At 58.5% G+C, this 21400-nt stretch carries 22 protein-coding genes and 3 tRNA genes; 11 read left to right on the top strand and 14 right to left on the bottom strand.

Annotated features, from left to right (window positions below; all coding sequences use genetic code 11):
* Positions 1-99: 99 nt before the first annotated feature.
* Together Q0Z69_RS08395 and Q0Z69_RS08390 are read right to left on the bottom strand one after the other, a co-directional pair.
* Positions 100-972 carry an IS3 family transposase gene (locus Q0Z69_RS08395; RefSeq protein WP_298032011.1) on the bottom strand — a complete coding sequence of 291 codons (873 nt, stop codon included), beginning with the start codon at positions 970-972 and terminating at the stop codon, positions 100-102.
* A 146-nt stretch (positions 973-1118) separates the two neighbouring features.
* On the bottom strand, positions 1119-1406 hold the full coding sequence (locus tag Q0Z69_RS08390) for a hypothetical protein (protein WP_298032009.1): 288 nt from the start codon (positions 1404-1406) through the stop codon (positions 1119-1121).
* Positions 1407-1565: 159 nt separating this feature from the next.
* On the opposite strand from Q0Z69_RS08390, the gene Q0Z69_RS08385 reads away from it, so the two are divergent.
* From Q0Z69_RS08385 to Q0Z69_RS08365, 5 genes are all read left to right on the top strand, one after another.
* Positions 1566-3347 carry a DUF4368 domain-containing protein gene (locus tag Q0Z69_RS08385; RefSeq protein ID WP_367272272.1) on the top strand — a complete coding sequence of 594 codons (1782 nt, stop codon included), beginning with the start codon at positions 1566-1568 and terminating at the stop codon, positions 3345-3347.
* 69 nt (positions 3348-3416) lie between these two features.
* Complete coding sequence (locus Q0Z69_RS08380) at positions 3417-4058, top strand: hypothetical protein (protein ID WP_298032006.1); 642 nt, start codon at positions 3417-3419, stop codon at positions 4056-4058.
* A 331-nt stretch (positions 4059-4389) separates the two neighbouring features.
* Positions 4390-4686: a DUF3847 domain-containing protein gene (locus Q0Z69_RS08375; protein WP_298032004.1), complete on the top strand. Its 297-nt coding sequence runs from the start codon at positions 4390-4392 to the stop codon at positions 4684-4686.
* Positions 4687-6153 carry a MobQ family relaxase gene (gene mobQ, locus Q0Z69_RS08370; RefSeq protein ID WP_298032002.1) on the top strand — a complete coding sequence of 489 codons (1467 nt, stop codon included), beginning with the start codon at positions 4687-4689 and terminating at the stop codon, positions 6151-6153.
* Positions 6154-6261: 108 nt separating this feature from the next.
* Positions 6262-6531, top strand: coding sequence for a transposon-encoded TnpW family protein (locus Q0Z69_RS08365; protein WP_367272271.1), 270 nt, complete (start codon positions 6262-6264; stop codon positions 6529-6531).
* A gap of 152 nt (positions 6532-6683) precedes the next feature.
* On the opposite strand, the gene Q0Z69_RS08360 is transcribed toward Q0Z69_RS08365, so the two are convergent.
* From Q0Z69_RS08360 to Q0Z69_RS08350, 3 genes are all read right to left on the bottom strand, one after another.
* Positions 6684-7688, bottom strand: a complete 1005-nt coding sequence (locus tag Q0Z69_RS08360) for a sugar ABC transporter substrate-binding protein (RefSeq protein ID WP_298032001.1) — start codon at positions 7686-7688, stop codon at positions 6684-6686.
* Positions 7689-7793: 105 nt separating this feature from the next.
* Positions 7794-8813: an inositol 2-dehydrogenase gene (gene iolG, locus Q0Z69_RS08355; RefSeq protein ID WP_298032000.1), complete on the bottom strand. Its 1020-nt coding sequence runs from the start codon at positions 8811-8813 to the stop codon at positions 7794-7796.
* Positions 8814-8847: 34 nt separating this feature from the next.
* Positions 8848-9633, bottom strand: coding sequence for a hydroxypyruvate isomerase family protein (locus Q0Z69_RS08350; RefSeq protein ID WP_298031998.1), 786 nt, complete (start codon positions 9631-9633; stop codon positions 8848-8850).
* Between the two features lie 215 nt (positions 9634-9848).
* Between Q0Z69_RS08350 and Q0Z69_RS08345 the strand changes: the two genes are divergently transcribed.
* From Q0Z69_RS08345 to Q0Z69_RS08325, 5 genes are all read left to right on the top strand, one after another.
* Positions 9849-10895 (top strand): LacI family DNA-binding transcriptional regulator, encoded by a 1047-nt coding sequence (locus Q0Z69_RS08345; protein WP_298031996.1) that lies wholly within the window; start codon positions 9849-9851, stop codon positions 10893-10895.
* Between the two features lie 199 nt (positions 10896-11094).
* Entirely contained in the window at positions 11095-11415 is a 321-nt protein-coding gene (locus Q0Z69_RS08340; RefSeq protein ID WP_298031994.1) for a DUF6442 family protein, read from the top strand.
* Between the two features lie 13 nt (positions 11416-11428).
* Entirely contained in the window at positions 11429-11740 is a 312-nt protein-coding gene (locus Q0Z69_RS08335; RefSeq protein WP_298031992.1) for a DUF6442 family protein, read from the top strand.
* 3 nt (positions 11741-11743) lie between these two features.
* The gene (locus tag Q0Z69_RS08330; protein WP_298031991.1) at positions 11744-11872 is read left to right on the top strand and encodes a hypothetical protein; all 129 of its coding nucleotides are present in this window, start codon (positions 11744-11746) and stop codon (positions 11870-11872) included.
* Positions 11851-12060, top strand: a complete 210-nt coding sequence (locus tag Q0Z69_RS08325; RefSeq protein WP_298031989.1) for a helix-turn-helix transcriptional regulator — start codon at positions 11851-11853, stop codon at positions 12058-12060. Before Q0Z69_RS08330 ends, Q0Z69_RS08325 begins: the two co-directional genes overlap by 22 nt.
* 199 nt (positions 12061-12259) lie before the next feature.
* Here the strand turns inward: Q0Z69_RS08325 and Q0Z69_RS08320 are convergent, their stop codons facing one another.
* From Q0Z69_RS08320 to Q0Z69_RS08305, 4 genes are all read right to left on the bottom strand, one after another.
* Positions 12260-13078 carry a MerR family transcriptional regulator gene (locus Q0Z69_RS08320; RefSeq protein ID WP_298031986.1) on the bottom strand — a complete coding sequence of 273 codons (819 nt, stop codon included), beginning with the start codon at positions 13076-13078 and terminating at the stop codon, positions 12260-12262.
* A gap of 136 nt (positions 13079-13214) precedes the next feature.
* Complete coding sequence (metA, locus tag Q0Z69_RS08315; RefSeq protein WP_298031984.1) at positions 13215-14153, bottom strand: homoserine O-succinyltransferase; 939 nt, start codon at positions 14151-14153, stop codon at positions 13215-13217.
* Positions 14153-15439 carry an O-acetylhomoserine aminocarboxypropyltransferase/cysteine synthase family protein gene (locus Q0Z69_RS08310; RefSeq protein WP_298031981.1) on the bottom strand — a complete coding sequence of 429 codons (1287 nt, stop codon included), beginning with the start codon at positions 15437-15439 and terminating at the stop codon, positions 14153-14155. The genes metA and Q0Z69_RS08310 overlap by 1 nt, the downstream gene beginning before the upstream one ends.
* A 340-nt stretch (positions 15440-15779) precedes the next feature.
* Positions 15780-16595 carry a mechanosensitive ion channel family protein gene (locus Q0Z69_RS08305; RefSeq protein ID WP_298031978.1) on the bottom strand — a complete coding sequence of 272 codons (816 nt, stop codon included), beginning with the start codon at positions 16593-16595 and terminating at the stop codon, positions 15780-15782.
* Positions 16596-16766: 171 nt separating this feature from the next.
* On the opposite strand from Q0Z69_RS08305, the gene Q0Z69_RS08300 reads away from it, so the two are divergent.
* A complete protein-coding gene (locus Q0Z69_RS08300; protein WP_298031975.1) occupies positions 16767-18176 on the top strand; it encodes a Na+/H+ antiporter NhaC family protein in 1410 nt (469 codons plus the stop codon).
* Between the two features lie 35 nt (positions 18177-18211).
* Here Q0Z69_RS08300 and Q0Z69_RS08295 read toward each other — a convergent pair whose 3' ends face one another.
* The 5 genes from Q0Z69_RS08295 to Q0Z69_RS08275 all read right to left on the bottom strand — a co-directional run bounded on the left by Q0Z69_RS08295 (position 18212) and on the right by Q0Z69_RS08275 (position 21213).
* Positions 18212-19174, bottom strand: a complete 963-nt coding sequence (locus Q0Z69_RS08295) for a LysR family transcriptional regulator (RefSeq protein WP_298031973.1) — start codon at positions 19172-19174, stop codon at positions 18212-18214.
* Positions 19175-19324: 150 nt separating this feature from the next.
* Positions 19325-19412 (bottom strand) — tRNA-Leu (locus tag Q0Z69_RS08290).
* A gap of 74 nt (positions 19413-19486) precedes the next feature.
* Positions 19487-19574, bottom strand: a tRNA-Leu gene (locus tag Q0Z69_RS08285).
* 29 nt (positions 19575-19603) lie between these two features.
* A tRNA-Leu gene (locus Q0Z69_RS08280) sits at positions 19604-19689 on the bottom strand.
* A gap of 138 nt (positions 19690-19827) precedes the next feature.
* Positions 19828-21213, bottom strand: coding sequence for a citrate/2-methylcitrate synthase (locus tag Q0Z69_RS08275; RefSeq protein ID WP_298031972.1), 1386 nt, complete (start codon positions 21211-21213; stop codon positions 19828-19830).
* Between the last annotated feature and the right edge of the window lie 187 nt (positions 21214-21400).

The raw sequence follows: 21400 nt of genomic DNA, 5'->3' as shown, positions 1-21400 counted from the left end.
CAATTGGCGATTTTCGTCCGGCCGAAATTGGCTGTTTTCTCCCGGCAGAAAATGGCTAATTTCTCCCGACTCTAACACGGCCGAGTATTTTTCCTCAAATTAATATGGCGATAAGTTGTTTAATGTGCGGTGTGGACGCTTTTGATTGTAAAAACGAATGTAAGAATCAATGCCCTGTATCAATTCTTTTTCCGAGCGATACTCCTTGCGGTAAAGTTCCTCCTTCTTGAGAGAGGCAAAGAAGGATTCAGCCACCGCATTGTCATGGGGTTTTCCGGAATTGGAAAAGGACTGTGTAACGGAATATCCCTGCAAAAGCTTTTGAAAGCGACTCGATGTATATTGTGAGCCGCGGTCGCTGTGAAAGATAAGGCCAGGCGAAGGTGTGCGTTGCTCATACGCCGATTTGAACGTGGCGGTAATCAGCTGTGTGCTGTTTTTCTTGGAAACTTTATAAATGATCACCATGTGGGAATACAGGTCGAGAATCACGCAGACATAGTAGTATCGCTCATTCAGTTTGAAGCAGGTAACGTCACTGACCCATATGTGGTTTGGCTGCGTTGCTTGAAATTGTTGCCGAACTACATTTTTCTTTGGCGTATTCCATTTCAACCAATCTTGCTTTTCCGTGGTGCGGATGCTGATCAGTCCCATTTCTCTCATCAAGTCAGCCACATACTTCTTGCTTACTCTGTGGCCCCGCTGTACGAGAATCGCACACAGTTTTTCCGCACCAAGCACTTGATGAAACTCATTAAAGACCTCTTGGATCAAAACACGGAATTCTTCCCGGCGCTTTTCGAACCAGGCGTTGCTCCGTTTGTTTCGAAGTATGTGGTTGTAGAATGTACCGCGAGAGACTTCAAGCGCCTCACATAAGGTGTGGACATCGTATTGTCCATATAGCTTTTCCAGCTCATCCAGCTTCTCTTTCAGCGGCGAGGATGCTGTACAATTTACGGTTCTCAAAATTGTAAAAATCTTTCATCTGGATTCGATGCCCGATTTTTAACCTAAATCTTTCTGCTACAATGCTTTCAGAGGAAAATCGATTTCATCCGCTCATCGCACGTCGCCGCAAGCGTCATATCGCTTGCGGCGACTTTTTTCAAAAGTCACCGTGCGCTCATTCTGCTGTGGCTCATTTCCAAACCGAAGCCCAGCGTAAGCGGGTTCGGTTTGGTTTTTTGCAAATCCTTTGGCTGGGAAAGTATTTTTCTTGCCTTGGTACAGCTCAGAAATTCCCTGTTTAACACAAATCCCCGCTTACGGCGAGACTTCTTAGTCAGACAGGGAATTTCTTCGCTTTCGGCTGCGACCCGCTGCGCTAGGCTCGCAGCCGAGGTGAAACGGGGGCGAAAAAGTATTTTTCCCGTCTCACCACAAAAGAAAAAGACAGGCATAGCCTGTCCCTCTCTTTTAGTGCTTTCCCGGTTGCCCTTGGCAAACCGGGCCGCATACGAAGCCTGCAACGCTGCACAGCAGCATTGTATTGGAAAGAATCCAAAAGGGATAATATCGTAAGGGTGGAGAAATCCGCACAACAACAGGAGGTGGCGAACATGGCACACAGCACCAAGATTACAGCACTTTATGAGCGGTTGAGCCGCGACGACGAGTTACAAGGCCCCAGCAATTCCATACTGAACCAGCAGGCATTTTTGGAGGACTTTGCCAAGCGGAATGGCTTCACCAATGTCCACCACTTCACAGACGATGGGGTAAGCGGCACAACCTTTGACCGGGACGGCTTCAAGGCCATGATTGCCGAAGTCGAGGCTGGGAACGTGGCGACCATCATCGTCAAGGATATGAGCCGCTTCGGGCGGGACTATCTCAAGGTTGGCTTTTACACCGATGTCATGTTTAGGGACAAGGGTGTGAGGTTTATCGCCGTCAACAACGGTATCGACAGCGACAAGCAGGGTGATAACGATTTCACCCCATTTTTGAACATCATGAACGAGTTTTATGCCCGTGACTCCAGCCGGAAGATACAGGCCATTTTCAAAGCGCGGATGCAGGACGGCAAGCGCGTGTCCCCCAGCGTCCCCTATGGCTACCGCCGCGACCCGCAGGACAAACAGCACCTTATCGTGGACGAGGAGGCCGCCGCCGTTGTCCGGCGCATCTTCCAGATGGTCATTGAGGGATACGGTGTCCAGGGCATAGCGAACGTTCTGACCGCTGACCGGGTGCTGATACCCTCCGCCTATGCCAAGCTGCACAACCCGGAGAACGACCACAGCAAGGGCTTTCACGACCCCTATCGCTGGTCAAGTACGGCGGTTGGGTACATCCTGGAAAAGCAGGAGTACATGGGCCATACGGTGCTGGGAAAGACCGTCAGCGAGAACTACAAGACCAAGAAGCGGCGCAAGGCCAAGCCGGAGGAATTGATGATTTTCCCCAACACCCATGAGGCCATCGTGGACGAGGAAACATGGCAGCTTGCCCACCGTCTGAAGAAAACCATCCGCAAGCCCAACTATCCAGACCGCCCCGCCAATCCGCTGACCGGGCTTCTCTACTGCGCCGACTGCGGGTGCAAAATGACCCATCACCAGCCGTCCCCCACCAAGAAGAAAGTCTTTGACGCTGATGATTATTATGGGTGCGGCAGTTACCGCCAGTTGACCCGAGACTGCACCATGCACTATATCAAGACCTCCAACGTGGAGAAGCTGATACTGACGGCGATCCGCGAGGTGAGCGCCTACGTCCGGGAGGACGAGAAAGCGTTTATCCGCATTGTGCGGGACGCCGCCAGCGCGGGGCAGGAGCAGACCGCCAGGGAGCAGAAGAAGCGGCTCCACAAGGCCGAGAAGCGGATTGCCGAACTGGACGAGTTAATCAAGAAGCTGTACGAGGGGAACGCCACGGGCAAGATACCCGATAAGCATTTCAACCGCCTGCTGGTAGAGTACGACACAGAGCAGAGCGCGTTGGAGCAGGAGGCCGCAGAACTGAAAGAGGGCATCACCGCCCAGGCTGAGGACGGCATGAAGGCGCAGAGGTTCATTTCCATTGTGCGCCGCTACACCAGCTTTGACGAATTGACCGCTCCCATGCTCAACGAATTTATAGAGAAAGTCGTTGTCCATGAGGCCGACAAATCCACCGGCGACCGGCGGCAGAAGGTTGATATATATTTCAACTTCATCGGCTGTTTCGTCCCGCCCAGACCGGAGGTTGTGTTGACCGCCGAGGAAGAAGCAAAAGCGCAAAAGGCGTTGGCGGCGCGGAACCGGGAACGGGAGCAAAACAAGCTGCGTATGCGCCGGGTGAGGGAGGCACAGCGGGCCGCAAGGGAGGCCGAGAAAGCTCCTTATCCTGCTGGTTGATTTGGTTGCGTTGTTGTGCTATACTTCCTATGGACACAGTTTGGCAAATCGGATTCGAGGAATTGATTCATGATGAAAATAATTAATACACATGGCATCATATCGCTTGAGCCTCTGGATGGAAGTTCTGAATGGTATTGGGGCAACGATTACACGCATGGAGATTTGTATGAGGCCGAGGAACTATATCGTGACCATCATCCCGTAAACTGCAACCGTCTTGTGTTTGTTCACTATCCCGATGGGCGCGTCGTGGAACCGATTGAGGGCAAAGCCGGACAATACTTCGGGCGGCCTATTTCATATAACGGGAAAATACAGATATTATTAGCCGACTTCCCAAAGTCGCTACTCAGCATTATTCAATATGATGATACCACAAATCAAGTTGCCGTAGTTGCTTCCCTGTCTTTAACAGAGGTAGAGGATTGTTATAATCTGTTATTAGGGCAATCGCCGCTGATGCTTACCCGACAGAGAAATGATGGAAAATTTCAAATTATCTGGCCCCAAAAAGCAGAATTTAGTATTGAAGAAACAGAGAGTTTCTTTGACAGAAAGGGTGACAGCCTTTATTTCTGCCGATGGTATGATGAGCCATATTATCGAGAAGAAATTGTCATTCGGAAATATCCCACTGGAGAGATTTTAGAGGTTATTCCTGGAGCTTGGAAGAATATGCCCGATGGGCAGGTATGGGTTTTGCAATAGTTTTACGAATTCCAGCTTATCGGGGAGGTGAAAATCCCGCCGCGAAGCAAGGGCGCACTTCTATACATGGTCTGCGACCATGTATGAATTGCGCTCTGCGAGGCCCGGCCCGGACTTCCGAAAGTCCGGGCCGTTTGCGTCGCTACGCTCCGTACAAGGGGCTGCGCCCCTTGCGCCGCTTCGCGGCTATCCCTGCACCCTCGCCGGGAAGGTACACCCGCGACCCGGCTGTACCTTTCCAGCGAGGCCAAAACCGAATATTGGAACCCTTGACCGTTTACCGAACACAACAGGTAGACGGTCTATTATTTTGCCAAGAAGGAGGTCAAACATGATGGAAAAATCACGCGAGGAAATGGAAAAAGAGTGCGCCGAGGCCACCGCCAGAGCGGAGCAATACCAGCACCAAGTCCAGCGGTTGGAGAACCGCATCCGCTACTATACGGAGGGCGAGAGGAAGAAGCGAAACCACCGCCTTATCACCCGTGGGGCGGACGTGGAGAGCGTGGCCCCGGACGTGCGCGGCATGAGCCAAACTGCCTTTCGTCTGCTGGTAGAGCAAATCTTTTCCCTGCCGGAAGTCGCCGCCCTGGTGCGCCGCGCCATCGACCAGCAGGAGGGTGGATAATTGGCCCTGTTTCACTTCCACGTCACCCAAATCAAACGGAGTGCGGGACAGTCTATTGTCACGTCCGCCGCTTACCGCGCCGGGGAGAAACTTTTCAGCGAATACTACGGCGAGGTCAGCGACTACACCCACAAGGGCGGCGTGGTCTGCACAGACATTCTCCTGCCGCCCCAGGCCCCCGCCGAGTACCAGGACCGGGCCACCCTCTGGAACGCCGTGGAGAAGGCCGAGCGCGGCAAGAAAGCCCAGCTTGCATATAGCTTCGATATTGCCTTGCAGAACGAACTTTCTCTTGACGAGAACATCGCTCTTGCAAGGCAATTCGTGTCGGAGCAGCTTGTGGGCCGGGGCATGATTGCCGACTTTGCCATTCACCAGCCGGACAAGGAGGACGGCGGCATCCCCAACCCCCATTTTCATATCCTCTGCCCTATCCGGCCCATCGAGCCAGACGGCAAATGGGGGTGTAAGCAACGCCGCCGCTACCATCTGGACGAGGCTGGGAACCGCATCATGGGCGAGGACGGCAAGCCCCTCTTTGACGCTGTTCCCACTACCGACTGGGGCGACCCGGCGACGTTGGAGGAATGGCGGCGCGTATGGGCCGAGATGGTCAACGCCAAGTTTGCCGAGAAAGGTTTGGAGTGTCGCGTCGATCACCGCTCCTATGAGCGGCAGGGCGTGGACACACCGCCCACCATCCATGAGGGCGTCGCCGTCCGCCAGATGGAGGCCAGGGGCATCACCACCGACAAAGGCGACTTCAATCGTTGGGTGAGAAAGGCCCGCGACCTGCTGCGGGGCCTTCGGAAGAAAATCACCGACCTGACCGACTGGATAAAGGCGGCAAAGGACGAGTTGAGCAAGCCCCAGGGCCTCGACCTCGCCGCCCTGCTGACCGCCTACTACGAGGGCCGGAACGCCGGAGCATGGAGCCGCAACGCCAGGATAGGCAACCTCAAAAACTTTGCCGAGGCCATCAATTATCTGACCGAGAAGGGCATCACCACGCTGGAAGATTTGGAGGCCCATATCGCCGCGCAGAGTGAGCGGACGGAGGCCATCAACACATCCATGAAAGCCAAGCGTACCCGCCTGAACGAATTGAAGGAACTGCTTCGGCTTGTTGACCTCTACCGGGACACCAAGCCCATCTATGACAAGTGGAAGGGTATCAAGTGGAAAGGCCAGCGGGAGAAATTCGAGTTGGAGCATGAGGGCGATTTAAGGACGTTTCACATGACCCGCCGCAAGCTGGACAAGCACCGTTCCCCTGCTGGTAAAATCCCCGCCCATGCGTGGGAGCAGGAGCAGGCGAGACTTGAGCAGGAGTACAAGGCCGAGTATGAGCAGTACAAGCCCATCGAGGACGATTTGCGGAGGCTTCAACAGGTGAAGCGGAACGCCGACACCGCCCTGCACCAGCAGGAGCAGACCCGGCAGAAACGCCGGGAGGCAGAACGGTGAAGCGTGGGGGCCTGATACCTTACCCTCACCCGGCCCAACGTGACTGCCAAATTGACGATGACGTGGCGGCGCTCCGCGCCGTCACGTTGAACGAAGAAAGGAGAGCCTATGACCAATGACCCCAGCACCGCGATCACCAGCACCACCGCCCCCGCGCCGGAGGCGAGCGACAGCACCAGCAGGGAGGGTAATACCCTCTCCCTGCCCGTGACGGAGGGCGGCAGCGCCCCACCCGCCCCGGACGCGCCGCCGCCCTCTCTGGTGCAGAAAATCGGCGGCACCATCTACGAGGTGACACTCCATTTCAGCACCACCAGCCAGGAAACAATAAGCGACAAAATCAACCGCCTTATCCGGCGAGAGCTGGACGCATCATAATTTTTTCAGAATTTCCGCACTCCCTCCTTGACATACTGACCGAAAGGGTTCTCTTCAACTGTGCCGGCCATAAAAGATCACGGCCCTGTAAAGGACCGTAATCTTTTATAATAGGTCTGGACCGTCCCCACGGATCTGCGGCTCGCTGCCTGTCAGCTGCCCAGATAGGCGTTGACAGCGTCGATGCGGGCCTGGGCGTTTTCGGGCGTGATGACTTCGATCTGGGAATCGATGAAGCTCTCCACCTTGTTGCCCTGTAGCGTCTCATAGGCGGCCTGGCAGGCCAAATAACCCATCTCATAGGGCTTCTGGGCCACGGACATGGTCAGATCGCCGTCCAAGATCGCCTGGCAGGCGCCGGTGGAGCCGTCAAAGCCCAGGAAAATGGTATGTTCATACCCGGGCTGGCCTTCGGCGGCGCGGACAGCGGCCACGGCCATATCGTCATTGTTGGCGCAGACGATGGCAACGCCCTCCGGCCGGGTCTGAATGACCGCCTCCATGCAGACGACAGCCTGGTCAGCCACGGCGTTGGCATACTGGACCTCATCAGTCAGGAAGGTGCCGCCGTTTTCCGTGATGCCCGCGATGTAGCCGTTCATACGGGCGGTGTTGGTGGCGTCGCCCTGCACGCCGGCGATCTCAATGCACTCGATCTTGTCCCAATGGCCGGACGCCTTGGCAGCAGCCACAGCCTCGGTAGCACCCAGCTTGGCGGCCTCCTCATTACCGGTGCCGATAAAGGAGACGATCTCCGGGGCATCGATGTTGGTATCCATGGCAAAGACCGGGCGCTCTTCACCGCTGATCAGGTTCGCGGCGGTCTCGGACTGCAGCGGCGCAATGATGAGCGCGTCCACATCCGGATTGTTCAGGGCAGTCTCGATCATGTTCTGCTGGTCGTCGTAGGAGGTCTCGCTGGCAGGACCAACGACCTCGATCTTGACGTCGGGGTGTTCTGCCTCAAAGGCCCGGCAGCCGGCCATGATCAGCTGCCAGTGCTCAGAGGCGGTGGTTTTCAGGATCACACTGAGCTGATAGGCATCATCTCCGGCGGCATCCCCACCGGCGGTGTCTGCCTGGCTGTCACCGCCGCAGGCGGTAAGGGTCAGAAGCATCAAAATCGTCAGGAGCGCGCTGATCGTTCTCTTCTTCATGCTGGGTACCTCACTTTTCTTTATGATTGCGGGTCATCCCGCTGCAGACGGTCCTGGGACCGCCCTGCTTCCTGGATTACGCGGGGTACTGCGATGGAGCGGGCATCAGCCCTCAATCTCGCTGATCTTCACGGGACGGCCTTCCTTCATGGACTTGGTGGCGGCCGCCGCGATGAGGATGGGATACAGACCATCCTCGCCGGTCACAGGCGTGGGCTTGTCGTTGATGACCGCGTCGGCAAATGCCTGCTGCTCGGCGGCGAAAGCGCCGGTGTAGCGGTCCCACATGATCTTATAGCAGGTGCCGGAGACCGTGCCGTCCTCGCCGTAGAACACGGTATTGTCCGGGGTGTCGTTCACGTCCATGACCGCGCCCTTGGAGCCAAAGACCTCGACCCGCTGATCGTAGCCATAGACGGCCTTCCGGCTGTTGTCGATGATGCCCATGGCGCCATTGGCGAATTTCAGAGACACCACGGCGGTATCCACATCCCCGGCCTCGCCGATGGCGGGGTCCACCAGCACAGCGCCGTAGGCGAACACCTCGGTGACCTCGGCGCCGGCCAGGAAGCGGGCCATGTCAAAATCGTGGACCATCATGTCGTAGAAGATGCCGCCGGAGACCTTTACGTAGTCGATGGTAGGGGGCGCGGGGTCCCGGGAGCTGATCTTCACCAGGTTCACGTCGCCGATCTTTCCGGCGCGCACCGCCTCGTAAACGGCGTGGTGATTGTGGTCGAAGCGGCGGCAGAAGCCCACCTGCAGCTTGACCCCCGCCTTCTTGGCGGCGTCGATGGCGGCGTGTACCCGGTCCAGCCGGTAGTCGATGGGCTTTTCCACAAAGATATCCTTACCGGCCTCCGCCGCGCGGATCACGTACTCCGCGTGGAGGTCCGTGGGAGAGCATACGATGACCGCCTTGATCTCCGGATCCTTCAGGATCGCCTCCGCGTCACTGACGATGTTGGGGATGCGGAGCCGCTGGAGGAACTCTACGGTCTCCTCACTCATAAAGGGGTCTGCAATGGTCTTGATCTCCATCTCAGGGACAAACTTGGCGATGTTTTCCGCGTGGACCTTGCCGATGCGCCCGGCGCCGATGATACCGACTTTGATCGTCTGCATAACACACATTCCTTTCTGATTTTATGATCGCTGGTCAAAATTTCATAATGGCTTTCACCGCCTCGGCGGTGGTGGTGCTTGGGATCAGCTCAAAGCCCACCAGACCCTGATAGCCGGTCTCCTCCAGGCAGGCAAACACATTGGCGTAGTTGATCTCACCGGTGCCCGGCTCATGGCGGCCTGGAGCGTCGGCCACGTGGATGTGTCCAAACTGGTCGCCGTAGGCCCGGATGTTGTCGCAGAGGCTTCCCTCATTCAGCTGCATGTGATAGGCGTCGTACAGCACCTTCAGCTTCGGGCAGCCGATGAGGCGGGTCATCTCCGCCGCCATGCGGGTCGTGGTCAGGAAGTTGCCCACATGGTCCGTGGTGATGTTCAGCGGCTCCAGATTCATCAGGATGCCGCTCTCCTGGGCAATCTCCGCGCAGGCCTTCAAGGTATCGAACATGGCGCAGAGCTTCACCGTATCGCTGAGGCCGTCATAGTGGTCGATGACCACGCCGCCCTCGCCCAGGCCGTTGGAGTGGATGGTGACGCTGCGGGCACCCACCTTCTGAGCGGCGGCCACAGAGCGCCGCAGGAAGGCCAGATACGCCTCCCGCTGGCTGGGGTCGATGAGGGACAGTTCCGCATCCCCGTTAAAGCCGGAGATGCCGATCCCCGCCTTTTCCGCCGCGGCCTTCACCGCGTCCAGGTCCTTGTCCGTCCAGCCCCAGAACTCCACGAAGTCAAAACCGTCGTCCTTAGCGGCCTGAATCCGGTCCAGAAAGGGCAGCTCGCTGTACATTGGCTCGATGCACGCTGACTTTTGAAATTTCATGGTGATCTCCTTCCGTGCTTTTATGTGCGAGTTTTTATCTGTGCTTTTGCACATATTATGCATCTCCCCTGCCAGCTTGTCAAGCGCTGGGATGAAATTCGCTTCAAATCAGCGTTTTTGCTAAATTTAAGCAAAAATATTTTGCAATTCAGAGAGGCATGTGCTATAATTCAAATCACATATATGTGCAAAACACACATTATGGGAGGTCATTCATGAGCAAACGTGTCACGATCCAAATGGTGGCGGACCTGGCGGGCGTCTCCCGCGGGACAGTGGATCGCGTTTTGAACAACCGCTCCTATGTGCGTTCAGATGTGCGGGAAAGGGTCCTGGCGGCCCTTGCGGAGACCGGCTACGTCTCTCCCCGGGACGCCCACCTGCAGACCCTGGGGACTGCCCTTCAGCCTTTGAAGCTGGGGGTTCTGTTGCCCAGTGGCAGCGGCGCCCAGTTTCAGGACGATATCGAGCAGGGTATCCGCTATGCCCGGGAGGAGCTGGCCGGCAGCAGCATCCAGGTATCGGTGGCCCGATGCAAAACCGATATCCCCCAAGAGGCCATCTCCCTGCTGAATAGTTTGATAGAGGAAGGTGCCGCGGGGCTGGCCATCTGCGCCCAAAGCGACCGGTCCATCCAGCGGCGGGTCGCGGAGCTGACGTCCTCCGGCATCCCCTGCATCACCTTCAACTCCGACCTGCCGGACAGCGGCCGCTTGTGCTTCGTGGGCCAGGACATCCGCCGCACGGGCCGGGTGGCGGCGCAGCTGATGAGCAAATGCGTTCCCCCAGACGCCCTGATCCTGGCCACTGTGGGCAATTTGAAATTTGACGGTCACCGCCAGCGGCTCTCCGGTTTTCAGGCGCGGCTGGCGGAGCTGGGCTTCGCCCCGGAGCAGCTGGTGGTGGCGGAGACCTTTAACGATTACGGCACCACCGTCTCTGTAGTGAGCGACGCCATTGCCCGCTATCCCGGCCTGCGAGGCGTCTACATGGCCAACCTCAATGTCTCCGGCTGCGCCGAAGCCATCCGGGCCGCGGGTCGGCGGGGCCAGATCCGGGTCGTGTGCCACGACGTCAACGAAAGCATCCGCCAGATGCTGCTGAACGGCAGCGTGGACTTCACCATCCCCCAGGATATGGTGCGCCAGGGCGAGCTGCCGTTGCTGCTGCTGCGGGACCTTCTCCGGCGGGGCATCCGGCCGGACCCCGTTCGGGCGCGGGGCCGCATCGATGTGCTCTGCGCGGAAAACCTGACCGTCTGAGCGGCGGAGAGAAACCGCCCCCGCTCAGGGCCGGGAAGAATCAGCCGCCGATGGGCCTCTGGACCGTGAAAAGCTCCCGGGAAGAATTTCCCGGGAGCTTTTTGCAGATTCTTCTTGACAAGTAAACTTGGTAGTGATATGCTTTGCTTGCAAAGTTAACTTGGCTAATTAAAAAGGAAACTTGGTAAGGAGTGATTGGATGGATCGCGAGGAGATCCTGCGGCGCAGCCGCGCGGAGAAGGAGGACGAGGGGGAGACCTATGCGGCGGACAAGGGCCGCCGGGCGGGGATCATCGCCTTTTGCGCGGTATTTATCGTCATCGTTGTATTCAATTTCTTCACTGGACAGAACAATGACGCGCCCTTCGCCATGTTCTGGGCCTACATCGCCGCCGAGGGCTGGGGCAAGTACCGGGCCTGCGGCGGAAGAGCTCACCTGTGGGCAGTGGCCTGCGGTGCCGTGTGTGCACTGGGTGGGCTGGCATGCCACATTCTGACCGTGCTCCGGGCCGGACTGTAAAGGAGGAACCGCAATGAACAAAGAGGAGATTTTGGAGAAGAGCAGGCAGGAAAACCGAAACCGGGACGAGATGGAGCGGGCGGTGTATATCGAGGGGGAATCCTTCAGCGTGCTGTTCGTCTTTCTGCTGGGCCTGGTCCTGATCCACTGGAAACGGCTTCACGGGCTGCCCACCGCGGATGTGTTCTCCATGTTCTGGATATCCTGCGTGGCCAACCGGCTGTACCGGCTGACCAAGCGGCGGAGTATTTCAGATGTCATCACGCTGCTGATATCCCTTGCATTTCTGGTCTGGAATCTGGTACAATTCTTTACACAGGGATGACACATGAAAGAACGAAGTCTGGCGTGTTTTCTCTCGTTCACCGTCCCGGCAGCGCTGCTGCGGCTGGGCATGGGCTGTGCGGGAATCATGGAGATCTGGAGGCGTATGGCATGGATGACCAGCTGGTGCTGAAAAACCGCGTCAAGGTGGCGCGGGCGGAAAAAAATCTGTCCCAAAGCCAGCTGGCGGAGCTGGTGGGCGTATCACGGAACACCATCAGCTCCATCGAGACGGGCCAGTTCAGTCCCACCGCCAAGCTGGCGCTGGTGCTGTGTATCGCTCTCGATAAGAAGTTCGAGGACCTGTTTTACTTCGAGTGACGGTAAGGGCCGCCCGCGATACGCGGGCGGCCCTTTAGAACCTGTACCAATAGGTGCAGCACACCGTCTGAGCGGTCCTTTTCCCGCCGCTCTGCGTTGTTTTTCCTTGAAATACTCCTAGTATTTCTGCGTCAAAACGCCTTGATCGGCAGAAAAATTCCTCACCCATCCGGCACTCCTCCCCTATTGGTACAGGTTCTTACTTTTTCCGCACCGGGTAACAGACCTCGGTGACGAACTGCGCGGGGTCCTGGGTCTCGTGGGGGCTGACGTGGTAGATGTTGAAGGCCAGCCCGTCAAAGGCGTAGCCGTTGGCCTCGGCCCAGGCCGCCACGGCGGCGTTGGCCTCGGTGATCTGGTCGTAGCTCCCCTGGAAGGTGGCGGAGGCCACGGTCACCGCAGGGAGCGTCTTGAACCGGACGTGCTTCGTGTCGGGGTACGCGCCCTTCACGCTCTTCTGGATCTCCACGTCCACGTCGGTCTCCTTGTACTCCCCGTCGTAAAACACCACGGTGCACAGCGCCGGATCTCCGTCCTGGATGTGCAGATGGGCAGTCTCCGCGCAGAGGAGACGCCACAGGTCTCCCTCCCGGTCATAGCTGGGGATGATCTGCCGGAGGCTGGCCACATAGCGCTCCGGAACGGTCTTGACAGTCACATCGTATTTCATGCTTGCTTCATCCTTTCTCAGCCGTTCAATGGCTGTGTCCAGAAGCCGCACCCGCCGCTCCGCCGCCGTCAGCACCGTCTCGGCCTCTGACCGCCGGGCCAGCAAACAGCGTTCTACTGCTTGCCGGTCCCCCCAGTTATCCAGCATTTGGGCCGTCTCCGCCAGGGAGAACCCCATCTCCCGCAGGGCGGCGATCCGGCCCGCTGTTACCAGCTGGCCTTCCCCATAGTAGCGGTAAGAGGTGAAGGGGTCGGTGGTCTCCGGCGTCAGCAGGCCGATCTCGTCATAGTGGCGCAGCATCCGGATACTGATCCTGGACAGTTTTGAAAATTCTCCGATCTTTAACATGGGCGCCCTCCACAGATCTTTGATTTTTGAGCTCAAAACCATTGTAGAACCTGCCACCGTGTGAGAGTCAAGCCCTGATTTTGATTTTTCCCGCTCAAAAAACATAGGAGGGAGCAAAAGCTCCCTCCTATGTTTTTCAGTCGTCGGTCCGCACGCCTTTTTCGATATCCCGGATATCGTAGGGCGCGGTCTGGTACACACAGTAGTTCAGCCAATTGGCATACAGCAGATGGGCGCAGCTGCGCCAGTTCATCATCGGCTTTTTACAGGGATCATCGCCAGGGAAGTAGTGGCGGGGGATCTGGATATCCACGCCGGCATTCACATCCCGCTGGTACTCCCGATACAGCGTATCCCGGTCGTACTCCGCATGGCCCATCAGGAACACCTGCCGCCCCTGGGCGGTCTTGACGGCATAGACCCCCGCCTCCGGCGAGGAGGCCAGGATCTTCAGCTCCGGCACCGCCTCGATGTCCGCCCGGTCTACGGTGGTATTCCGGGAGTGGGGGACCCAGAAGGTGTCGTCAAAGCCCCGGAAGAGAATGAAATTGGGGTCCTCCACCGTGTGCTGGAACACGCCGAAGAGCTTGTGGTCCAGCACGCGCTTGGGGATGCCGTAGTGGTAGTACAGTCCCGCCTGCGCGCCCCAGCAGATGTGCAGGGTGGAATGAACATGAGTCTTGCTCCACTCCATGATCCCGCACAGTTCCGGCCAGTAGTCCACTTCTTCAAAGTCCAGCAGCTCCACCGGCGCGCCGGTGATGACCAGACCGTCAAAGGTGCGTTCCTTCACCTCATCAAAGGACTTGTAAAAGGCCAGCATGTGGGCCTGGGAGGTATTCTTGGACACATGGCCCCGGGGCGCGATCAGCTCCAGCTCGATCTGCAGGGGCGTGTTGCCCAGCACCCGGGCCAGCTGGGTCTCCGTGTCCACCTTGGTGGGCATCAGGTTCAGCAGCAGGATCTGCAGGGGACGGATATCCTGTGTGATGGCCCGGGTCTCCGTCATGACGAAGATGTTTTCCGCCGTCAGGGTGTTGGTAGCGGGCAGTTGGTTTGGAATTTTGATGGGCATCAGTCGGCTTCCTCCAATGCCTGCGCGATATCCTCGATCAGGTCCTCCTTGTTCTCCAGGCCGCAGGAGAGGCGGACCAGATCCGGGGTGATGCCGGCAGCCGCCAGCTCCTCATCGTTCATCTGGCGGTGGGTCGCGCTGGCAGGATGCAGGCAGCAGGTGCGGGCGTCGGCCACATGGGTCTCGATGGCGGCCAGCTTCAGGTGCTTCATGAAGGTCTCGGCGGCGCTCCGCCCGCCCTTGAATCCAAAGGACACCACGCCGCAGGTGCCGTTCGGCATATACTTTTGGGCGATATCATAATATTTGTCCCCCTCCAGGCCGGGATAGGTGACAAAGCTGATCTTGGGATGCCCCTTCAGATACCGGGCCACCGCCAGTCCATTCTCGCAGTGCCGGGGCATCCGGACATGGAGGCTCTCCAGGCCCAGATTCAGGTAAAAGGCGTTCTGGGGGGACTGGATAGAGCCGAAGTCCCGCATCAGCTGGGCTGTGCATTTGGTGATGAAGGCGCCGCCCAAGCCGAACTTCTCGGCATAGGTGATGCCGTGGTAGCTGTCATCAGGGGTCGTCAGGCCGGGGAACTTGTCGGCGTGAGCAAACCAGTCAAACTTGCCGGAGTCCACGATGGCGCCGCCCACGGCGGCCCCGTGGCCGTCCATGTACTTAGTGGTGGAGTGGGTCACGATGTCGCAGCCCCACTCCATGGGGCGGCAGTTCACCGGGGTCGCAAAGGTGTTGTCGATGACGAGCGGCACACCGTGGGCATGGGCGGCCTTGGCGAACTTCTCGATGTCCAGCACCGTCAGGGCGGGATTGGCGATGGTCTCGCCGAACACTGCCTTGGTGTTGGGCCGGAAGGCGGCCTCCAGCTCCTCCTCGGTGCAGTCCGGCTCCACGAAAGTGAACTCGATGCCCATCTTCCGCATGGTGACGTGGAACAGGTTGTAGGTGCCGCCGTAGATGGTGGAGGAGGCCACCACATGGTCGCCGCAGTTGGCGATGTTGAAGATGGCGTAGAAATTGGCGGCTTGGCCGGAGGAAGTCAGCATGGCGGCGGAGCCGCCCTCCAGTGCGGCGATCTTGGCCGCCACGGCGTCGTTGGTGGGATTCTGGAGGCGGGTATAGAAATAGCCGCTGGCCTCCAGGTCGAAGAGCTTGCCCATGTCCTCGCTGGTGGCATATTTGAAGGTGGTGGACTGGATGATGGGGATCTGGCGAGGCTCGCCGTTGCCGGGAGTGTAGCCTCCCTGGACGCATTGGGTCTCGATACGGTAATCGCTCATAGTATGGTCTCCTTTCGGTTTCTGAGGACGAAAAAACGGCTTTCGTCCCAAAGTGTTTCTTTGAGACGAAAGCCGGATCTGGCTTCCGCGGTACCACTCAAATTGCGCCGTCCTCACGGTGCGGCGCCCCTTACAGGGTCCATCAACCCTTTCGCACTGACGCGGCGTACACGGGGCGGCCCTACCGACGCATGCGCCCTCGAACCCCCGGCTCAGGAGCCATAGGACCTGGGGACACTTTCCGCCGGCTCACACCGCCCGCCGGCTCTCTGAAGGTCCGTCTCCCCGTCCCTCTCCATCATCGCTTTAAACTGTATTATAGTGGGCCGCCGCCCATTTGTCAACCACGGTTTTCTACAATGTGTACGTTCAGGTGGTCGTAAGTCATCTCCACACCATTCTCCGCAAAAGCAGTCCGCAGGTGCTCGCCCAGGGCGAAATACACATCCCAGTAGTCTCCAGCGGCGGCCCAGCAGTACACCGTGTACTCAATGGAGCTGTCACCATATTGGGTCAGCCACACCGCCGGGGCGGGGTCCGCCAGCACCTTGTCCGTCATCTCCAGCGCCTTTTGGCAGGTGTCCTTCACCTTTTCCGTGGGAGCGTCATAGGAGGCGGTGACCTTCTGGACCACCCGGCGGCGGCCCAGAGCGGTATAGTTGGTCACCTGGGAATCCGCCAGGGATTTGTTGGGCAGCATCACCAGCAGCCCGTCGGCGGTTATCAGTTTGGTGTGGTTCAAGGAGATCTCCTCCACTGTGCCGCTGGTGCCGGCGACCTCAATGAAGTCCCCAATGGCAAAGGGATGGGAGGACAGGAGCACCAGCCCGCCGGCTACATTGGCCAGCACGTCCTCCGCCGCCAGGGTTATGCCCAGGGAGGCCACAGACAGCAGCGCCACCAGAGAGGTCATATCGATCCCCAGGCTCCCCACCACGATGATGGCGGCGACGAGATACAGCAGCAGCTTCACGCCGGAGAACACATATTTCTGCACCCTGCTGTCCAGTTTGGATTTTGCCAGCAGCCTGCGGATCAGCTTCAGCAGCACCCGGATGACCACCATGCACACCAGCAGGGTAATGACTGCTGTCAGGACGTCCCCCAGGGAGACGGACCCGACGGAGCGTTTCAGCAGTTCATTGAGATCGGACATATCAAAACTTCCTCCTCTTTGGATCGAACATACCCTCAGCGGGTAAAGCCAGCATAGCCGAAATGGAGGAAAAAGTCAATGTTCTCCCATAAAAGCGGGAAAACGGGTTGCCATATCCCAGGAGATGCTGATATAATCATCCGTGTACAAGAAGACGAGGAGGAGCTTATTATGGAGCACGAGCGCAATAAGCGGGGCAGCGGTCTGGCGCTGCTGCCATTTCTGATCTTTATCACCATCTATCTGGGTGCTGGACTGATCCTGCAGGCCCAGGGGGTTGAAATGGCCTTCTACCAGTTCCCCTCCGTCACTGCCATGTTCATCGCCGTGCTGGCATCCTTCTGCATGGGCAGGGGGAGCATCGACGAAAAATTCGCCATCTTTGCCCGGGGCGCAGCCAATGAGAACGTGCTGACCATGCTGATGATCTACATCCTGGCAGGGGCCTTCTCCACGGTGGCCAAGGCCATGGGCGGCGTGGACTCCACCGTGAATCTGGGTCTCAGCATCGTGCCGGTGCCGCTGCTGGCGGTGGGCGTGTTCATTATCTCCGCCTTCATGGGCACTGCCACCGGCACCTCCATGGGCACCATCACCGCCATCGTCCCCATCGCCGTGGGCGTGGCGGACAAGAGCGGCCTCAGCATTCCTCTGCTGCTGGGTGCCTGCGTGGGCGGTGCCATGTTCGGCGACAACCTGTCCATGATCTCCGACACCACCATCGCCGCCACCCGGACCCAAGGCTGCGCCCTGCGGGACAAGTTCCGGGTCAACTTCCTCATCGCCCTGCCCGCCGCTGTCATCACTGCCCTGGTGCTGCTGGTGGTGGGGCGGCCGGAGGCCGCCGCCGAGATGGGCGACCTGTCCTTCAGCATCGTCAAGGTACTGCCCTATGTGGCGGTGCTGGGGCTGGCCCTGGCGGGAGTCAACGTGTTTTTGACCCTGACCATCGGCATTTTCGGTGCCGGGATCATCGGTATGCTCGGCGGAGATCTGACGATCTTCACCTTTGCTCAGGCCATTTGGAACGGCTTCACCGGCATGAGCGAGATCTTCTTCCTGGCCCTGTTCTGCGGCGGACTGTCGGAGCTGATCGCTCACAACGGCGGCATCGTCTGGCTCATGGAAAAGCTGCGCCGTATGATCCGGGGCCACAGATCCGCCCAAGTGGGCATCGCCGCCATGGTGTCCCTTGCGGACTGCGCCACCGCCAACAACACCGTGGCCATCATCGTCAGCGGCAATGTGGCCAAGGACGTGAGCCGGGAGTACCGGGTGGATCCCCGCCGGGCGGCCTCCCTGCTGGACGTGTTCTCCTGCGTGTTCCAGGGCCTGCTGCCCTACGGCGCGCAGCTCCTCACCGCCGCCACGCTGACCACGGAGATCTTCCAGATCGAAATGAGCCCGGTGGCGATCGTGCCCTATATGTGGTACTGCTGGATCCTGGCGGCCTTCGGCCTGCTGTCCATCTTTGTCCCCTACGCGGACGGCACATGCCGCAGAGACCCCTGGAACTGGGAATATGACACGGCGGAGTCCGGCGTAGCCGAAAAAAAGGCCATACGGGAAACAGAGGAATAACGCAAAGAGCGCCGGCGATGCCGGCGCTCTGCTTTTTAGTTTCGTTCCGCCAGGGACTGGTGGAGCCGCTGGGTAAAGCGGATGGAATCCGCCACGGAAGCCTCCAGCAGACGGACGAACGATTCGATCTGAGGAGAAGGCTTCCGGCCCCGGGGCGCGATCCAGCCGATGCGGACATCGCTCTTGGCCGCCAGCGGCACCGTGACCACTGCCTGGCTGATGACGCTCTCCACCAGCAGTCCGCTGCCGGTGGTGAAGGCGTCGGTCTGCGCCAGCACGTTCATCATGGTGGCCCGGTTGTTCACGCTGATGCAGCGGTCAGGCCGCTTTAACGTCAGCTCAGGATATTCCTCGGAAAAATCCGCGGCCACGCCCTGGGCGTGTTCGAAGGACACATAGGGATAGCCCTCCAGATCTGACTCCGTCACCTCCGGCCGTCCCGCCAGAGGATGGCCCTTGCGGAGATAGACGCAGGGCGCCACGGCTGCCACCTCATGAAAATCCAGCTCCCGGGCGTCCAGCAGACGGCGAATCATTTTCTCCGTCAGCTCCGTGAGAAAAATGATGCCGACGTCCGCCCGGTGGTCGTATACGTCATCGATCACGGCATCCATCCCGGTCTCCTTGATGGAGTAGCGGTAGCGGTTGTCCTCCGCCGTGCGGAGCATCCGCAGGAAGGCATCCTCGGTGAAGGGATAGCGCTGGGTCGATACGGAAAAGCGGACCGGTGCGGCGGCATTTCGTCCCTCGCCATACAGGCTCTCGATACGCTGCTTCTGCTCCAGCAGGGACATCGCGTAGCTGAGGAATTCCTTGCCCTCCGGTGTGAACTCCACGCCCCGGTTGCTGCGGACGAAAAACTGGATGCCCAGTTCCTCCTCCAGCTCCCGCACCGCGGTAGAGATGCCGGATTGGGACAAAAACAGCTTGTGCGCCGCCTTGTTGATGGAGCCGCACCGGGAGATCTCCACCACGTAGGTCAATTGCTGAAACGTCATGACACCGCCCCCTGTTGTGTCTATTATAGGCGAGGGAACGCGGGATGTCAAATTCCCACGGTCTTCCGCCCGCCGCCGCAGCCCATTTTGCCAGGTGCAAAATGGGAAAGCACCAAAAGGAAAAGACAGGCTATGCCTGTCTTTTCCTTTTGGTGCGCGAGGCGGGACTTGAACCCGCACGTCCGTAAAGGACACTAGAACCTGAATCTAGCGAGTCTGCCAATTCCACCACTCGCGCGTATCGATATGTACTTTTCAGAAAAGTCCTGAAAGACGGACCCCGCCGCCTGCGGCGGAGTCCATGTTTCAAGCTGGTGCGCGAGGCGGGACTTGAACCCGCACGTCCGTAAAGGACACTAGAACCTGAATCTAGCGAGTCTGCCAATTCCACCACTCGCGCGCATTTTCTGAAGTCTTTCAAGAGGAAATTGGTGCGGCTGACGGGACTTGAACCCACACGTCGAATTGACACCAGCACCTCAAGCTGGCCTGTCTACCAGTTCCAGCACAGCCGCAAATGACTGTCCCCCGGAAAAGACTGCTTGATTATTATAGCCAGAACCTGTTCGTCTGTCAAGATGAAATTTCCGTTTCTTTAAAAAATTTTGTCAAAAATTTTCCTGGGCGGTTTGACCGCCCAGGAAGTGGGATCTTCACCGGTTTTCCATGGGGACATAGCCGCGGTGCTCCTCCACGCACTCGTACCGGGGCCGGATCAGCTTGCCGCCCACGCTCAGCTCCTCCATGCGGTGGGCACTCCAGCCGGCGATACGGGCCACGGCAAAAAGCGGGGTGTACAGCTCCATGGGCAGCCCCAGCATCTCATAGACGAAGCCGCTGTAAAAGTCGATATTGGTGGAGATGGCCTGCTTGTGCTGCCGGGCCATCAGCAGTTCCTTTCCGACCTTTTCCACATTGGCGTACAGAGCCAGTTCCCGATCCCGGCCCTTTTCCCTGGCCAGCCGCTGGACGTAATCCCGGAACACCTCGCACCGGGGGTCCGTCCGGGTATACACGGCGTGGCCCAGGCCGTAGATCAGGCCGCTGCGGTCAAAGGCGTCCTTGTTCAGCATCCGGGTCAGGTAATCCGCCACACAGCCCTCGTCATCCCAGTCTTTGACGTGGGTCTTGATGTCATCCATCATGGCCATGACCTTGCTGTTGGCGCCGCCGTGGCGGGGGCCCTTCAAGGAGGCCATGGCGGCAGAGATGGCGGAGTAGGTGTCCGTGCCGGAGGAGGTGACCACATGGTTGGTGAAAGTGGAGTTGTTGCCGCCGCCGTGGTCGGCGTGGAGCACCAGAGCCACGTCCAGGACTCGGGCCTCCAGCTCGGTGTAGTGCCGGTCCTCCCGAAGCATCCGCAGGAAATTCTCCGCCGTGGACAGCTCCGGCTTCGGCACATGAATGAACAAACTCTCCCCCTGGCTGTACCGCCAGGCCTGATAGGCGTAGATAGCCAGCACCGGCATGTTGGCCGTCAGCTGCAAACACTGCCGCAGCACGTTTTCCGGGCCGATGTCGTTGGGCTTGTCGTCGTAGCAGAACAGGGTCAGGACGCCCCGCTGCATGGTGTTCATCAGATCCCTGGGGGGCGCTTTCATGATGACGTCCCGGAAAAAGTTGGTGGGCAGCGTGCGGTAGGAGGCCAGCTGCACGCAGAAATCCTGCAGCTGCTCCGCGGTGGGCAGCTCGCCGAACAGCAGCAGGTAGGCCGCCTCTTCAAAAGCGAAGCGTCCCCGCCCTGCGGAGCCTCGAACGATCTCCCGGCAGTCGATGCCTCGGTAGTACAGCACGCCGTCTGCGGGGGTGATCCGCTCTGCCGCGCCGTCAGCCGTCACGTTGTAGGATTGGATCTCCGCGACCCGGGTCAGACCGGTCAAAACGCCTCTGCCATCCTCGTCCCGAAGTCCCCGCTTGACGTTGTATTCCTTATACAGCCTCGGGTCGATGTAGTTTTTCTTCTCCCACTGCTCCTTCAAAGACAGAATAGCAGGGGTTATCTCACAGTAGGCGTTTTCCCGATTTTCTTTCCAGATCATAGCAGAAGGCTCCTTTCAGCGCCGACATTCAAGTGTAATGCAATCTTAACACGTTTTTCTTTCATATTCAATGGCAACTATGCCAGAAAAATCGGGAATTTTTTCTCAATTTTGCATGAATAAAATATTTTCTTGCATTTTCGCCGAGGAGGGCATGAAAAAGCGGCACCGCCCGGGCGCGGCGCCG

This window comes from uncultured Dysosmobacter sp. (genome assembly GCF_947631165.1).
Classification (GTDB): Bacteria; Bacillota; Clostridia; order Oscillospirales; family Oscillospiraceae; genus Oscillibacter.
Note: the sequence above shows the minus strand (reverse complement) of the source record. Positions and strands in the feature narration are given on the sequence as shown.